Annotated in this window: 1 protein-coding gene (running past one end of the window); it reads left to right on the plus strand. The window is 74.5% G+C overall.

The window, feature by feature from the left end; translation table 11 throughout:
- A protein-coding gene (locus tag ABD437_RS40775; RefSeq protein WP_344654353.1) for a toxin glutamine deamidase domain-containing protein crosses the window boundary here: on the plus strand, positions 1-17,800 show its 5' portion. The gene runs 16,661 nt beyond the window's last position; the window shows 17,800 of its 34,461 coding nt (coding positions 1-17,800); its start codon is at positions 1-3; its stop codon lies beyond the right edge, outside the window.

The following is a 17,800-nucleotide window of genomic DNA, read 5'->3' on the forward strand; positions in this document are numbered from 1 at the left end:
ATGGCGGGGACCTTCCCGGAGGCCCTGGACGATCTGCTCAACTGCTTCCGCGAGTTCGAGGAGTGGTTACCGGACATCCTCGGCGAAGTACTGAAGCTGATCGTCGAGATCCCCGACGCCGATCACGACAAGATGTTCGAGATCGCGACGGCACGCGCCCAGCTGACCGAGGTTCTCGCCACCTACCAGGAGCAGGTCGGCAACACCGGCGTCGACATCCTCAAACAGTGGAGCGGCGACGACGCCGGCGGCGCCGCGGGCTTCAAGGCCAAGTACGAGCGCCACATGAAGATCTCCGACGCGGCGCTCGCGGGCAACGCCGACCTGGCCGAACTCATGGCCTCGGCCGCGAGCAACGTCATCGTCGCCAAGGTCTCGGCGCTGTTCGACCTGTTCGATCTGGCGATGGCGGCGTTCGCGGTGATCATGGCCGCGGTCACGCTCGTCGGAGGGCCGGCCGTGGCGACCCTTCCGGTGGCCTACGCGACGGCCCGGTCCGGCATCACGAAAGCCGCGAAAGAACTCTTCGAGAAGATCGCCAAGGAAGGCGCGGAGAAGGAGTTCCGCAACGTCGGCGAGATCCTCGGGGACGCCGGAAAGTCGCTGAACCCGTTCATCCCGCGGACGGGCAGCCCGCCGATCGTCAACTTCACCAAGGACGTCGGGAAGTACCTCACCGACCGGGCCGCCCGGAAAGCGGCGAAGGAGGCGGCGGAGAAGGCCGCGAAGGAAGCGGGCGAGGAACTCGGGAAGAAGGCGGCCAAGGAGGCCGCTCAGAAGGCCGCGAAAGAAGCGGGCGAGAAGTCGTCGTGGTTCGCCCGCGGCGTCGACAAGATGGGTGGCCGGCTGGCCGGTGAGAACGCGGCCCGGGCCGCCCGGAAAGCCACCGGCGGCGGCAAGATCGACCGTTTCGTCGACATCAACCGCATCGCCCGTGACGCCGCGGACGGCAAGGCCGCACGCGTCGCCGCGATCAGCGCCCGCGAAGCAGAACAGAAGGTGGCGCAACAGGCCCGAGAGGCCGCCGAGAAGGCGTTCAAGGACCTGAAAGGGACCGACAAGGCCAAGGCGTTCGCCAGCGAGGTGGGCAAAGCCGGGCTGGAGTCGGCCGGGAAGAACGCGGTCGAAGCGCTCAAGGAAGTCGGCACCGGCAAGGTCGTCGCGGCGAAAGTGGAACAGGACGCGCGCGCGGAAGCCGAGCTGGAGAGCAACTGGGGTCAGGCCCTCAACCCGTTCGGCAATGAGTACGGGCGCATGAACGTGGTGTCCGTGGTGGCCGAGGAGGCGGCGGCCGGGTTCATCAAGGAGGCCACGCCCGGCGCCGGGGACTCCGCGATCGGCGGCAGCCTCAAGGAGGGCTTCGCTGCCGCGGCCGCGTCGGTCGGCACGTATCTCCTGGACGACCCGAAGAGCATCACCGACTGGGCCGTGGGTGACGGTGGCGGCCTGGAGAACGCGGCCAGCGAGGCGCTGTCGGAGCTGACCGGAAAGCCGCGGGAGTCGTTCGCGAACATCCAGTCGGAGATCGAGTCGAGCCTCAAGTGGGAGGCGGCGACGGCGGAGGCGAACGCGTCACCGGTTGCGGGTGCGACGACGGTGGATGCCGGGACGACGTCGACGATGCCGTCGTCGCTGGGTATGGACGGTGGGTCGCCGGCTGGAGCTTCGAATGCGGGGGCTTCGAATGCGGGGGCTTCGGGGCAGGGCGGGTCGCAGGGTGGGAACTCGGGCCGTTCGGGGGGTGGGGGCGGGTCGGCGGGAGGTTCTTCGTCCGGGAGTTCTTCTTCGGGGGGTTCTTCCTCCGGGGGTTCCTCTTCCGGGGGTTCTTCGGCGGGGGGCTCGTCATCGGGTGGGTCGTCGTCGGCCGGGTCCTCGGGGGGGTCCTCTTCCGGGGAGTCTTCGGCGGGCAGCTCGTCGGCGTCGGACGGTTCTTCCGCTGGTGGCTCGGCGTCCTCCGACAGTGCGTCGTCGTCCGGTGAGTCCTCGTCCTCGAAGGATTCGTCTGCGGCGGCGAGCCCGACATCCGCAGATTCGTCGGCAGGAGCGTCAACCCCGACCGGCGGAGATGCCGCCCCAGCAGCAGACGCGCCTTCGGTTGCCGCGGAGGCGCCCCCCGTCGCTGCGGAGGCGGGCCCGGTTGTTGCGGAGGCGGGCCCGGGCGCTGCGGAGGCGGGCCCGGTCGCTGCGGAGGCGGGCCCGGTTGCTGCGGAGGCGGGCCCGGTTGCTGCGGAGGCGGGCCCGGCGACCGCGGAGTCACCGGCCGCGGCCGATTCGGGCGGTCAGCAGTTCGCCACCGACCAACCGACCACCGACACGGGCACGTCCAGCGACTCGGCCGCCAAGTTCGATGTCAGCACCTCCGACAGCGCCCCGACGGAGGCCGCTCCCCCACTCGACTCGAGCCCGTCAACCGACGCCGCTTCCTTCACGGACACCGCATCCTCCGCGGACACGCAGGCCTCCGCGGACACGCAAGTCTCGGCTGATACGCAGTCTTCGACCGAGACACCGTCCCTTGAAGCCCAGTCAGCGACCGACAGCACGACCTTCGCCGGCACGGACACGCTCGCCGGCCCCGAAGCCGATACCGCCGCTACCGACCAGTCGTCACCGATCGACTCGACACCGTCCCCGGATGCCACGAACTCGCAGGCACCGGATGTCGCGGTCACCGATCAGTCGTCACCGTTCGACTCCGGGCCGACCGACGCTCGCGACACCACGCCCCCCACCGACGCGCCGCTCTCGGACAACGCCACCGGCTCGCAGGACACGATCAGCTCCAGCGAACCCGTCCAGGACACGGCGGGCTCGCAGGACACGATCAGCCCGGGCGCATCGGTCAACTCGCAGGACGCGATCAGCTCGCCGGACCCGATCGGCTCCGGTGACGCGATCGGCTCGGGTGACAGTGCGCCGGGATTCACGGGGGGTGAGCCGGTCGAGCTGGGCGTGGGGACGCAGGATGCTTCGCCGACTCTGCGGACGCCTGATGTTCGACCCCCGGTCGTGGGCGCGGAGACGTCCGACGTTTCGTTGCCCTCGGCGCAGCCACCCACCACCCCGCCGGCCCGGCCGCCCGCGCTCACTCCGCCCGATCTCACCCACCCTCCCCGGACGCCCGAGGAGCACCGGCACCGCGAGCTGCTCGCCGGCTTCCTGACCCCGGCGTCTCTCCAGGCCAGGGTCGCCACGGAACAAGCGGCCGCGGTCGACCTGCTGCTCGCCACCGGTGCCGCCGAACCCGTCCCGGACGGCCGCTTCGGCCCGACCCGCCGCTCCGACGACCGCCCGGTCGACACCGCCGAGACCGACCCCACCGACACGGACACCGATCCCGACCACACCGATCCCGACCACACCGATCCCGACCACACCGACCCCACCAGCCTCGACCCCACCACCCTCGACCCCACCACCCTCGCCGCGGACGAACCCGCACCGCGCGACACCACACCGCGCGACACCACACCGCGCGACACCACACCGCGCGACACCACACCGCGCGACACCACACCGCGCGACACCGCGCCGGCCGACGAGGTCTCGCTCGATGCTCAGCCGCTCGGCGCCCGCCCAGTCGACACCCGCCGGACCGACGGGACCCTCCCTGCCGACACACGTCCGACCGAAGACCCGTCGCTGGTAGAGAGCACCGCACCGTCCGACGAGACCCGCCCGACCGACGCCACCCGCCCGACCCACGCCACCTCCTCGAACGAGGACACCTCCTCGAACGAGGACACCCACTCGAACGAGGACTCGCGCTCGGGCGAAGAGGCGCCGCTTGATCTCGCGCCGGGCGGGACTCGGGAACCGGCGTCGGAGCCGAGTTCGGCGGAGGGCAGGACCAGGTCCGGCGCACCCGTCGCGGCGAAGGCCGAGCTCGTCGACTCGGGCGAACTGACCGTGCACCATCCGGACGCCATTCGTGACGATCCAGCGGTGCTCGCCGAGCCGGCTGCAGTGGACGAGTTCACCGAGGCGGCGCAGGAGCATTTCGCTGAGCTCGCTGGGCGCCCGGTCCCGGGTCGGATCCCGTCGGCTCGGGCGGTGGCGCGGTGGTCTCGCAGCCTCTCCCGGAATCATCGAGAGATCTCCGTCGCCACGGCTCGGCAGCGGGAGTTGGCCGACAGCATTGCCGCGCTGGGCGATCCGAAGGGCTACCAACTGCGTCGGCGCTGGCGGCGTTACCGGCTGTTGGTGCGGCTCCGTCGGGCGTTCCTGCACGGCTCCGTTCTCGAGGACAGCGTTCGCCGGCTCCGCGGGAAGATCACCGACGGGATCGACACCGGGCGGATCGACCCGGCTACGGCCGAGGCGCTGCAGCCGCTGCTCGATGCCACCGCGCCCATCCCGGCCGCGGACGAAGCGACCACCGAGGCCGTCGATCCCCGGATCGAGCAGGAGATCATCGACGACCTCTACCCGCCGGCACCGCCGGTGGCCGATGCGCTCGAGGACTTGCCACCGCCGCCCCTCGACCCCACCGACACCCAGGCCTCCGCCGACGACGAGCTCGCCCGCACGACCCACGCCCCCGAGCGCCGCGGGTTCGCCCCCGTCACCGCGACTCGATCCGGTACGTCGGCCGACTACGACCTCGCCGCCCTGCACGGCACCCCCGACCGCGACTTCCGGGTCGAGCCCGACCCGGCCGAGGCCACGCCCCCACCAGCCGAGCCGAACCCGACCGTCACCAACCCGACCGACGCCAGCCCCAGCGAGACCGTCCCCACCGAGACCGTCCCCACCCAGACCAACCCCAACCAGACCAACCCCGCCGAAACCAGCGACACACCGGGTCACCCCGACGACACCAACCGGCTCGATCCCGCAGCCATCCGGGCCAACCCGGCGCTGCTCGCCGACCCGGACGTCGTCGCCGCGTTGAAGCGGACTTCGGCCCGCTACTTCGCCGGCCGGGCCAGCGCACGCGCACGGGCTCGCAGTGCCTTCGAGACCCTCGCCGGGCGCAAGCACGACCTGGCCGCGGTGCACGAGGAGATCCGCGATCTCGAGACCGAGCTGCGTACGCTGCGCGACGAGGAGATGCCCCGGCTGGAGGACGTCGAGCTGGAAGCCGGCGAGCGCGCCGGTGAGGTCGGCGACATCGACGTCGTGATGGCACGCTCGGCCGACCAGTGGGCGGCGGCCTACGAGGAGGCCCGGAGGAACGCCGAGCACTGGGCCCGAGCACTGGCTCAGGCGCTGAACCGGACGCGCCCGCGTCCCGCCGACGAGGTCAGCGCCGGCCCGGCCCGGCGCCTGGCCTGGCGCGCGCAACAGGAGGCGCTCTGGCTGAGCGTCGCCCAGCGTTTCGCGGCCGCGGCTCTCCTGGGCCGCGTCTACGCCGCCCGGCACGCGGACGCCGTGACGCTCGACGCCGCGGACCAGGCCACGGAAGCGGTCGCCCAGGCCGAGCTGGTCGTCGACGACCTGAACGCGCGCCTCGAGGCGGCCCGGTACCGCGCCGCGCTGGTCAACGACGCGATCAGCTTCCTCGAACTCAGCCTCGCCCCGGGCCGGCCGGTCACCTCGACGATCTGGCGAGCGCAGAACGCCGACCCGACGGACGATCCGATGACCGTCGACGACGTCGTGGCCGCCGATGGCGTCGATCCCGCTGTCGCCGCCCAGGTCTACACGGACCTGCCCCGCACCGACGATCCGCACAGCGGCCATCTGACCCCGCAGCGCGTCCACCAGTTCCTGCTGGTCGCGGCGTTGCTCGTCGACGGCCGCATTCCGCTCCGTCCACGGACCGGGCCGTGGTTCTTCCGTGTGAACGCGTTCGGCCAGGCTCTCGACCCGGCCCGGCGGGTCAACTGCACCGACGCCCGGCGCGCGGAGTTCTGGACGCACTTCGGCGTCCCGCTGGTGGCCGCGCCGACCGTGCGCACCGACTACGTCGACGGGAACCCGGACGACGTCCGGCACCCCGGCGGCCGACGCCACACCGACGAGGCGATGACCGGTGCGCGGTACCAGGAGGTCGTCCCGTTCCAGGACGGCACCGGCCCCGACTCCGCCGAGGCGGCCCAGGCGCTGCGGAACGGCGAGACGCGGATCCGGGAGGCTCTCCTGGCCGCCGGTGACGGCGCGTTCGCGATGCTCAGCCCGGCGTGGCGCACCGGTGGGGGCCACGCCTGGTCCGCGGTCAACGAGGACGGCCGAATCGTCTACCGCGACGCCCAGAACGGCATCCACACCGAGACGTTCCCGTTCGAACCGGCCGAGGTCCGCTACCTGGACATGCTGCTCGTCGACGCGGACCGACAGCCGGTGCCGGTCGACGGGCTGCCGCTCTCCTACTTCAGCGACCAGTCCCAGCCGCTCCCGCCCGGCTACGAACGGCTCCCCGGCTCCTGGCCGAGCGCGCCGGCCGACCCGAGGATCGGCGCTCCGCGCGACGCCGCGGCGAACGGCCCGCTGGACCGGAGCATCCTCGATCATCCGCTGGTGCGCGCCGACCCCGCGCTCAAGGAGAACCTCCGGCGGATCGTCGAGCAGCACATCGACGCCAACCGCGCCGAGCTGCAACCCCTGCGCGACCGGCTCGACGTGCAGCAGAGCCAGCTCAGCGGCTTGGAACGCGGTCTCGACGGGCTCCGGGGCACCAGGTCCGACGACGAGAGCCGCCGGCTCCGGTCGGAGCTGGAGTCGGCGCGGAACGCCCACTCGGACGCCCGCGCCGCGCTGACCCACGCCACCGAGACCGTCGCGCGGTACCGCCTCCAGGCCGCTGAGCTGCGTGCGTCAGCCGACACGACGGCCGACACGACGGCCGACGCGATGCGCCGTCGGGTCGCCGAACTCGACGCGTCGCTCGCGGAGTGGGAGGACGCCGAGCGGCGATCCGCGCGTGCCACCGACGAGGCCGCGCAGCACCTCGAGAGCGTCCAGTCGGCGTTCCGGCGGCACTTCCCCGGCGTCCTCGAGACCACTGAGGCCATCACCGTGGCGACGGAGGCGGCCGACGCCACGCGGGCGATGCTGGCGGGCGATTCCGGGCACCGGTTCCTCACCGCACTCGACCCGGAGACGCTCCGCTCGGACCTGTCCGGTCTCACCGATCCGGTCGTCCGCGAAGAGTTGGAGCTGATCACCGAGAAGTACTTCGCGAGCCTGGCGACGGCCGACGAGCGGCTGCGCGCGTTGGCCGACCAGCAGCAGGAGCTGGGGCGGCACGAGGCCACGGCCCGCTTCTGGGTCGACGAACTACCCGAGCTCACCGCCGCGTTGGACGAGGCGCGTGAGCGTCTGCGCGCGGCGAACGTCGAACAGGACCAGGCGGAGTCGGCGGCGGCCGGCGCGCGCGGCGACGCTCAGCGCGGGCGCGAAGAGGAGCAGCGCTACCGCCGGTTGGCGAAGTGGTCCAGGGTGATCAGCGCCTGGGTCGTGTCGACGCTCACGTTCCGCGCCCAGGCGGCGGAGGCCGCGGCCGCCGACGCGGACCGGGCGGCCCACCGCCACGACGGCGAGGCCACCGCCGCGCAGGAGGCGGTCGCCGCCGTCCGGAGGAGCATCGACGAGCTCGTCGGCCGGATCACCGAGGCCCGTCTGCTGATCGGGCGCCACACCGACGAGCACCGTGCCGTCCTCGACCGCATCCGGGATCTCGAAGCCGAGATCACGAAGATGGCGGTCGCCGCTCCCGCGTCCCGCTCGCCCCGGGCTCCGGTCACCGTCGACGACATCGCCCTCGCCGACGGCGTCGACCCGGCACTCCGGCAGCGCGCGTACGACACCCTGTACGGCCCGGCCGGCGTGCTTCCGCCGCGGTCGGCCCAGCTCCTCCACGTCGGAGCCTCGGTGGACGACAGCGGTCGGTTGCCGGTGCACGCGCGGCCGGGCCCGGCGGCCGCCGCCCCGGGCGCGGCGCAGGTCGCGGACTGGTGGCGGTGGAACGGTGTCCACGCGGTCGCACCGCGCACGCCGGCCGACGGCCGGGCCGCGGTGGAACAGGCCACCGGCGGTCGCTTCCAGGAGCTCCTCCCGGCGCGTGACCGGCCCGGGGCGGCGCTCCGACAGGCCGAGCAGCGGATCCGCGACACGCTCGGCGCCGTCGGCCCGGACGCCTACGTCTTCCTCCGCGCGCAGCAGCCCGCCGGTGACGAGCAGGCGTGGAGCGCGGTCGAGGTCGAGGGTCGCGTCTGGTACCGCGAGATGCGGAGCGGTGCGGAGACCGATGTCTTCCCGTTCGGGCCCGACACCTGGTTCCTCGACGTGCTCGTCACCGGCGGGGTCTCGCCGGTGGTCGTCGACGATCTCCCGCTCTCCCCCGACCGCGACCCCTCGGCGGTCTTCGCCGACCTCGCCGGGGACCGGGAACAGCTGCGTGTCCTGCTCGACCTGCTGGGCGACCAGCGGCGTGACCTCGCGACGATGCAGCGTGATCTGCACGCGATCACCGCCGGGTTGGCGTCGCTGGAGAACGAGCTGCCCGGGCTCCGCGAACGCATGGACGCCGCGATCGAGCGCGTCGGCGCCGCCGAGAGGTCCGTCGACGAGCTGGAGGCCCTGCTCTCCGGGATGGAGACCGCGGACGCGGACGTCAGGGCCCGTGCCGCCGGTGCCCTCCGCCGGGCCCAGGCGCTCGTCGACGCCGCGGTGGACGCGACGGCGGAGGTCGTCCGGGCCGAGGAGATCACCGACGCGCTCTCCGGCCGGCAGGACGAGGTGCTGGAACACGCGGTGGCGACGAGCCGGGCGATCCGCGAAACCGAGCGCAGGCTCTCCGCGCTCACCACCCGCCCACCGGGCCCCGAGCCGTCCGGAGGTCCCCCACCGCCCGAGGCTCCGCCGACCGAGGCCTCCCCGACCGAGGCCTCCCCGACCGAGGCCCCGCCGACCGAGGCCGCGATCCGGCCCGCGGCGACGAGTGCTCCCGACGAGATCGTCGTCGACGCCGGTGTCCTCCGGGCGAGCCCCGCGCTGCTCGCCGACCTCGCCGCGCTCGCCGGGCCGGAACCGGAGGCCGCGCAGTACTTCCTCGACCTGGCCGCCGACCTCGACCGGATGGCCACGGCCCGGGACACGCTGACGCAGCAGCGACGCGACCTCACCGCGCTGCAGCGCTGGGCCCGGGACATCGCCCGGGCGCTGCACCGGCGCGAGAACGACCCCGAGAGGCTGCAGGCGCGGCTCGACGACCTGGAGACGCGGATCGCGGAAGCGCAAGCCGTGGTCGAGACCCTCCGCGAACGGATCGAAGCGCAACTCGATCGGCTGCACGCCGCCCAGGCCGCGTCGGACCAGGCCGGTGACGAGCTCAAACGGGCGCGCCGCCGCGGGCGGTCGCGGGTGGCCCGCGAACTGCGGCAGGCGATCTTCCGCCACGACCTGACGATCAGCGACGCGACGGATCAGGTCCTCGCGCTCCACAGTCGCTTCCAGGAGACCAGGTCGCTGGTGGCCGCGGCCGAGGCGGAGCAGCAGCAGCTGTTCGACGCCCTGGACTTCGCCGAGTACCTCTCGGCCGAGGAGGCCAACGCGCTCGACGAGGGCTCCCAGCTCCAGGCCGCCGCCCAGGCGACGGAACAGCAGCTCGACGCCCTCGCCGGGAACGACCAGCGGGTCTCCCCCGAGCAGCCGGACCAGGCCGTGCTCGACCCGGCGCTGCTCCGGCAGCCGGGCGTGCTCGCGCACCCGGCCGTCACCGCGATGCTCCACGACGTCAGCAACCGGTACTTCGCGGACGTGCGGACGCGGCGACGGCACCGGGCCGTGCTCGACGAACTCGCCGACCGTGCGGCGGCGCTCGCGACCCTCGATCTGAACCTCCAGCGGCTCGAGCAGTCCTCGGAGGACGTCGTCACCCTGCGCGCCGCCGTCCGCGCCGCGGAGGCGACGGTCCGGGCGGCGCACGCCGAGTACCGGAGCGCGACGCAGGTCGCCGACCAGTTCCGGGACACCGCCGGGACGCTCACCCGCGAGGCCGCCCGGCTGCGCGTCCCGGATCCGCGCGCGGCTCACGACCTGCACACGCGGGCGGTCCGGCTGCGCGACGTCGCCGACGCCTGGGAGCGCGGCGTCACCACGGACCGCGCCGTCGACGCGGTGCGGGAACGGACCGGGCCGCTGACCGAGGAGCTCCGCGTCCTGGTCGAGCGCGTCGACGCCGTGCGGGCCACCGCGACGGCGACCGGAGCGCTGCTCGGCCCGACGCCGACCGGCACCGCGGACAGCGTCACCCGCGCGTTGCAGACCGTCCTGGACACGGCCGAGACCGCGATGACCGCCGCGGTCGCCCACCTGGACCAGGCGAGACGTGCCACGGCGCGGTTCACGCTCGCCGCACCGGCGGACCGGCTCGACCCGGTCGTCGAGGCGTGGACCCGGATCAGCGACGACGCCGCCGCCACCGTCGACCGCGCCGCCCGCCGGCTCGCCGAAGCCCGGGCGGCCGTCCAGGAGCACCGCAGCGTCCCGGCCGAGCCGACAGCGTCCGTCGCGCGCGACGACGACCACGGGGCGCCGGGAATCCAGCCGGGCCCGTCCTGGCAGGATCCGGACGGCAACCCGACCGGTCGACCGCTGACCATCGGCGACGTGCTCGCCGCGCCCACGGCGGACCTCGACGCGGTGACGCCGATCCTCGAGCACCTGCTCGGCCCGCAGGATCCGCGCTCCGGGCAGGAGTTCCCGCCGCTGGCGCAGTACCTGCTCCTCGTCGGCGCGGCCGCGGGGCCGGGCGGCACGATCCCGGTGCACTCGATCACCCCGCCGGCCCTCGCCCTGCTCAACCCCGGGCTCGCGCTCGACCCGGCGCGCCGCGTCAACTGCGTGATCGCCCAGCTGGCGGCGTCGCTCACGTGGAGCGGCGTTCCGATGGTCGCCGGGCCGGCCCTGCGTGTCGACGCCGGCGACCCGGACGCGCGCTCCATGGTCGAGCGGCTCACCGGTGCCCGGCTCCAGGAGCTCGTGCCGTTCGGCTCGTCGTCGGACGACGCACTGCGAGAAGGCGAGCGACGCTTCACCGAGACGCTGCTCGCGGCCGGCCCCGGTGCCCAGGGTTTCCTCTACCCGGCCTGGCGCGACGGCGGTGGGCACGCCTGGAACGCGTTCAACGACGGCGGACGCGTCGTCTACGTCAACGGGCAGACCGGGGAGCAGACCGAGGCGTTCCCGTTCACCGCCGCGCAGCTCGGCTTCCTGGACGGGTTCGTCCTCGACGCCGGCCGCGCCCCCGTGGCGATCGAGGGATCACCGCGGTCGTTCTTCGGCGACCACCGACTGCCCGTCCCCGACGCCTACCGCTCCGTCCTCGACGCCGCTCCGGCGGCATCGACCCCGGCGCCCGGTTCCACCGTCGACACCAGGCTGGGCTCCGAGCCCGGAGCTCCGGTCGACGTCGACGCGCTGCTCGACGACCCCGGCGCGACGCTCGACGACCCCGAGCTGCCCGCCGCCCTGCACCGGACCGCCGCGGCCCAACTCGCCGGGCTGCCGGTCGACGAACGGGTCGTCCCGGAGACCGCCGCGTACCTCGACGACACGGTCCGGACGATCCTCTCGGCGATCCAGGACCAGCAGCGACTCGCGCGTGAGGCCGCTGAGCGGGCCGCCCGGCACACGATCCGCCAGGGTGAGCGCCAGGCCGAGCTCAGCGACGATCCCCTCGAGAACGACGGCATCATGCTGAACGCCGTGGGCCGCGAGCAACGGGCCGTCGCACGGGCGCGCCGCGACGAGACCACGGCCGGGACACGCATCGCGGAGTTGCGGGCCAGGCTCCGCGAGTTGCTCGCGGTGCCCGCCGATCCACCGTCGGCCGGGTCCGGGTCGGCGGATCCGCGCGTCGCGCTCGACCAGCTGCTCGACGCCTTCGCCCGATTCGACGCCCAGCCGGGCGTCGCCGCACGCCACCGCGACGAGTTCACGGCGGTGGCCTCGCAGCTCTCGGAGCTGCGACCGCGCCTGGAGGACGCCCGGCGGGCCGACGACGAGCAGACGGCTCGGATCGCTCGGTTGACCGCGGAGCACCGGAGCGCCCACGAGGCGGCGGACGCGGCGCGGGAGACGGCGGACGAGCGCGGCCGCACCGCCGACCAGCACCGCCGCTGGGCCGAGAACGCCCGGCGGGCGGCGAGGCACGCCATCGAGGAAGCCGCCGCGATCCGGTCGCTCCGCCCGACGCGGGCCGGTCGGCTGACCACCGCCGCCGACGTCTACCAGACGGTGGCCCGGTCGGACGAACAGGCCTGGGCCACCACCCGGGCGGCGGAGCTCCGGGCCCTGATCGCCGCGGCCGGGGAGAACCGCCGGGCCGCGCGGGTGGTGACGGACCTGATCACCGAGCACGGGTCGCGCCGGCTCCACCAGGTCGGGCCGGCGAACCCGAGCGCCCACGATCGACGCCTGGTGCCGGCGCTCACCCGCCTCCAGCAGGCCCTCGCCCACGAGGGGCATCCGGCGATCGCCGAGCTGGTCGTCGTCGCGCGGGCCGCGCTCGACGAACTGGCGTCCGATCTGCGGTCGGCGCCCGCGGACGGCCCCGACACCCCGGTGCCCGCGGAAATCGTCCGGATGGCGGACGAGGCGCGCGTCCGGACGGCCACGAGCGACGAGGCACTCGCGACGGCGGCACGCGACTTCGATCCGTCCCGCTGGGAGTCGCACCAGCAGGAGCTGCGTCAGGTCAGGGCGCTCGTCACCGAGGCGCTTCGCGAGGCCGGACCCCTGGTGCTGCCTCCGGCCGCCGACGAACCAGGGAGCGCCCCCGAGCCGTCGCTCGACGACCTGCTCGACGCCGTCGCCCGGTACGAGACGCGGCGCGAGGAGCCCGGCCTCGACAAATTCGCGGTGCTGACGCCGGCGGTGGAGACGCTCCGATCCCTGCCGCGGGAGACGGGGACGACCGGCGACACGCGACTGACGCTGGTCACCGCACTGGCCGCGCAGTACCAGGTCGCGCTGGACCGGGCCGAGCAGGCCCAGCGGGACGCCGAGGAACGTCAGCGCGAGATCAGCGACGAACACGATCCCTGGATCGCGCACCTCGACCAGCTCGTGGCCCAGCGGCGTCAGGACGCCAGGGCGGCGGGGGACCCGGCCACGGCCCGGACGCGGCACGAGGAGTCGAGGACGCTGGCGCGTCTGCTGACTCAGGCCAGGGACGAGCGCACCCGGGCCGTGGAGGCCGCGCGCGGCGCCGCGGACACCGCCGCCGCCGAAGCCGCCACGCTCGCCGACGTCGCGTCGACCTTGATCTCCGGGCTCACGCCCGAGGTCCGGGAGGCCCTCGAGGACGCGAGCGCGAGCGGCGAGGGAGGCGAACCGCTCGAGCTGCGTAACGTCGTCGCCGAGCCGGCGGCGTGGGACGCGGTTCCCGTGGTCCGGACCCTGCTCCGGGAACTCCGGAGCACCCAGGACCAACTGACCCAGCTCGACGCCCGGCTCGCCACGGTCGCCCGCGAGCGGCAGGAGGCGCTCGAACGGCGTGCGGAGCAGGAGCGTCACCGCGACGCCGCGTTCGACCGGTTCGAGCAGGTCAGCGAGGAACTGGCCGGCCTGGTCGAACGGAGCCCCGAGGACGCCGACTTCCTCCGATCGCTCCGCCGGGAGTCGTGGCAGCACCGGCTGCGCCTGGACTTCGCCGAAGCCCGCCACTTCCAGCGGCTCGGGCGAACCATGCGTGACCAGACCGACAAGGCGCGCCGGGCCGTCGAGACGCTGCGGCGTGAACTCGCCGCCGCCGACGACGCCGTCGCGCGGGAGAACCAGGTCCTCGACGCTCTGGACCTCGCCGAGGCCGACCACCGGCGCGAGGCCGAGGACGCCCGCCGGCACCTCGCCGCCCTGATCGCCCGGCTCGACCAGCACCTCCAGCCCCCCGAACAGCCGGCCGACGACCCCGCCGGGCCGCTTCCGGCGCTCGACCGGCTCCAGCGCGAGCCCACCGCCGCGCTGGGCGACGCGACGTACCTCGCCGCGGTGCACGACGCCGCCCGGCGCCCGGTGCCGGACGCGGCCAGCCGCGAAACCCGGCTGCGTCAGCTCTTCGACCTCGCCGAAACGCTCGGCCGGCAGCTCGACGCGGCACAGCGGCCGATGTCCGAGATGCCGGCGGTCCGCGAACAGGAGGTCGTCCTCGAGGACGCGGCCGGGGAACTGGCCCGCGCCGCGCTCGCCGCGAGCGAGACCGCCGCGGAGGTGGATCGGCTCGACGGCCTGATCGCGGCACTGCGCTCGGCCGCCGGCTCGGACCAGGCGCCGCCGCGGGAGCGGATCGTGACGCTGCGCGGGGAACAGCTGACGGCGCGGACGGCCGCCACCGAGGCGGCCGAGGTCCACGAGCGAGCCGCCCAGCAGCTGCGCGAGGCGCGCGAGTACCGCGACCGGCTGCTGCGTACCGCGCAGGAGAGCGCCGCCGCCGCGGTGGACCAGGCGCGCCAGCGGCTCGACCAGCTGCTGTCCGAGCTCTTCCCGGAGTACGCCGGCTTCACCCCGTCACCGGAGGCCACCGCCGGGGCCGCCGCGCCGCACGAGCAGGCTCCACGAACCGACGAGGACCTGCGTCGCGACGCGACGGAGGTCGCCACCCGGATCAGCCGGCTCGACGCGCTCGCCCGCGAGTCCGCACGGCAGGCGGCGGACACCGCGGCCACGGCGGCCGAGCTCCAGGCCACGATCGACGAGGCGGAGTCCCGCAACGAGGAGAACGACGGCGCCATCCGCGCGCTGAGCAGCGCGACGAACCGGGTGGCGGAGCTCCTCCGGAGCGAACGGGCCGCCCGGGCGGAGATCGAGGAGCTGCAGCCCCGGCTCGATCGGCTCCGCCGCCTGCTGTTCCCCGGCTCGGCCGCCGCCGCCCCGCTCGGCGGCGCCCCGACGGCGGGACCCGACCTGGCCTGGCTCCGTGGCCCCGACGTCGTCGCGGCGCTGGTCACGTCGGTCGAGCGGCACTTCGACGAGCTCCGCACCGGACACGAGGGGCTGTCCGCCGTCGTGGACGTGGTGGAGCTCCTGCGGCAGTCGCTCGCGGCGCTGCGCGACGAGCTGCGTCCGCTGCAGGCGTCCCTGCGCAGCGCGGACGTGGCGCTGGGCGCGCAGCGGTCGGCGGTGAGCGCCGCGGTCACCGAGACCGAGAGCGCGCTGCAGACGGCGTGGGAGACCGCGGACCGGTTGGGTGACGCGGTGGCGCAGCGTAACGCGGCCGGCGAGCGCATGCGTGCGCTCCGCGTGCGGGCCGAGGAAGCGTACGAGTCAGCCGCCCGCGCGAACTACGATCCGTCGCTTCTGGCCGCGGCGTACGCGCTGAGCATGACCGCGCTCGACGTCCACCTGCGTGGGCGGACGGACGCCGACGACCACAGCGACGCGCTCCGTGCGCTCTTCGCTCGCTCGCTCGCCTCGGCGACCGCAGGCAGCGCGGCGGTTCACAGCCTGCTGACCGCGCAGGCCACCCGCGACGCACTGTCCGACCGCGCCCGGGCCACCGCGGACAAGATCATCGCGATCGAGGCGGCGCTCAACCGCGTCGACCGGTTCCTCGGCCGCTCGCCGCTCGCCGACACGACCGTCGAGGACACGCCGCCCCCGGCCGCTCGGGACGGTCACCTGCTCGGTCGGGCCGCGACGGACCGCACGCCGGCCGAACGCCGGGCGCTCGCGGACGACCCGGCCACCGCGACGGCCCTGGAGAGCACACGGACCCGGTACCTGAATCAGCGGCTCGTCGTCTCGCGGACCGCCGAGTACATGCGTGTCCACATCGTCGCGCTCGTCGACGAACTCCGCCGGATCGACGAGGCCGCCGCCCGGGCCACCGACGACGTCGTGCGCGCCGAGGAGCTCGTCGCCGAGTACCGGCGAGACCACCAGGACACCTCGCCCCCGGTCGGGGATGCGCTGATCGGGACCATCGAGCGTGCCGAGGCCGCTCGCGATCGCATCCTCGAGGACCGGGAGCTGGCCGAGGACGAGCTGAACTGGTTCCGCGGTGCGTTGTCGCCGACCGCGCACACCGACCCGGATCTGATGGCCGTGCCCGTCAACTGGGGCGAGCTGCACGGGGGCGCGGCCGCGCCGGCGTGGATGCACCTCGGCCTGGAGCTGGCGCTGGCCGACGCGGACGGCGCGATCCCCACCCGGCCGGCGATCGACGAACGCTGGCTGCGGTGGGTCGATGCCGTCGCCCGGCCGTTCGACCTCACGCGCCGGCTCGACGACGGGGCCAGGGCCCGATGGGCGGCGCTGCGGACGCTGTCCGGACAGCCGCAGGTGGCGGCGGGCACGGCCGTGCTCCTCGACCCGACGACGCTGCGGTTCCGTGCGCTCGGCGACTCGCGCGCCGACGACGAGACCCGGACCGGCGGTCGCTTCCAGGAACTCCTGCCCTTCCAACACACCCGCACCGCGGGCTCGCCGGAGGCCGAGCAGGCGCTGCGGAACGCCGAACAGCGGGTCGTCGGGGCACTCCGCGCGGCCGGCGACGGCGCGGTCGCGCTGATCGACGCGGCCCGGCGGGACCGCACCGGCACGGCGGCCTGGGCGGCGATCAACGAGGGCGGCCGGATCCGCTACCTGAACGCGCAGGAGGTCGGCTCCGGAAACCCGTGGCTGACCGACGACTTCCCGTTCGACGCCGACCGGACCCTCTTCCTCGACCTGCTCGTCGTCGGCCCGGACGGGGAGCCGGTGCCCGTCGACGGGGCGCCGCTCTCCGCGTTCAGCGACCGGACCCGCCCGCTGCCCGCCGGCTACGTCGCCGCCACCGCCGCCGCGCCGCCGGCTTCCCACCCACCCGACTCGCTGGTGCCCCTGGATCCGGGCCGGCTGCTCGCCGACCCGGTCGGCGCCCTCTCCGACCAGGCCGTGGTCACCGTGCTGTCCGAAGCGCTCGGCCAGGTCTACCCCGATCGGCGCGACGCGGATCAGGCCCTGCGTGCCCTGCTCGACGAGGCGGGCGCGATCCGGGCCGAGGCGTCGTCCACGAGCACGAGTACCGGCGTCATCACCGACGCCGAGCGCCTGGTCACCGGCTTGACCGCACAGCATGCCGAGGCCGCGACCAGGGCGACCGCCGCGGACGAGGTCGCCACCCGGTGGGAACAGGAGGCTCGGGACACCCGCGCGGCCGTCGCGGAGGCCGAACAGGAACTCCGCGCGGCGGCCACGGCGGCCACCGCCGTGGAGCGCCGGGACATCCGCGGTCACCACGCGGTCCGATCGCGGTACAAGGAGGCCGCCGACCGGCTGGAGCTGGCGCGGCAGCGGGCCGGGCGCAACGAGTCCCAGCTGGCCGCGGCCCGCGCGGCGGCGACTCAGCGCACCTCGGCCCGCGATCTGCTCGCCGAGCAGCTGGCCGACGCCCGCTCCGCGCTCGACACGGTCCGGGGCCTCGCCCGGAACGTCGCGACCGCGCGGCTCGAAGCGCTGCGGCACGAGCTCACCCGCCTCACCGACACGGTCGAGGCCACCCGAGCCGTCGGCGCCGGCACCACGGACGGGGCCACCGCGGACGGAACCGCGCCGTCCGCGCCGGTGGATCCGGAGCTGCTGCGCACGGACCCCTGGGCCGCGCTGAACGACCAGGCGTTCGTCACCCACCTGTTCGACCACGCCGAACGTTTCCTCACCGGACGGTACGACGAACGCGTGGCGCTGACGCAATGGCTCGGCCGCGCGCGAACCGACCTCGAACAGATCACCCGTCTCGAACGATCGGCCGCCGAGGCGGCGGCCCAGGCCGCCACGGTTACGCGCGACGCCGGAGCGCAGCTCGACTCGGCCACGCAGCAGCGGAACGACGCCGTCCGCAAGCAGGCCGAGATCGACCTCGCGCGCCGGGGCT

The organism is Cryptosporangium japonicum (assembly GCF_039524755.1).
GTDB classification, from domain to species: Bacteria; Actinomycetota; Actinomycetes; order Mycobacteriales; family Cryptosporangiaceae; genus Cryptosporangium; species Cryptosporangium japonicum.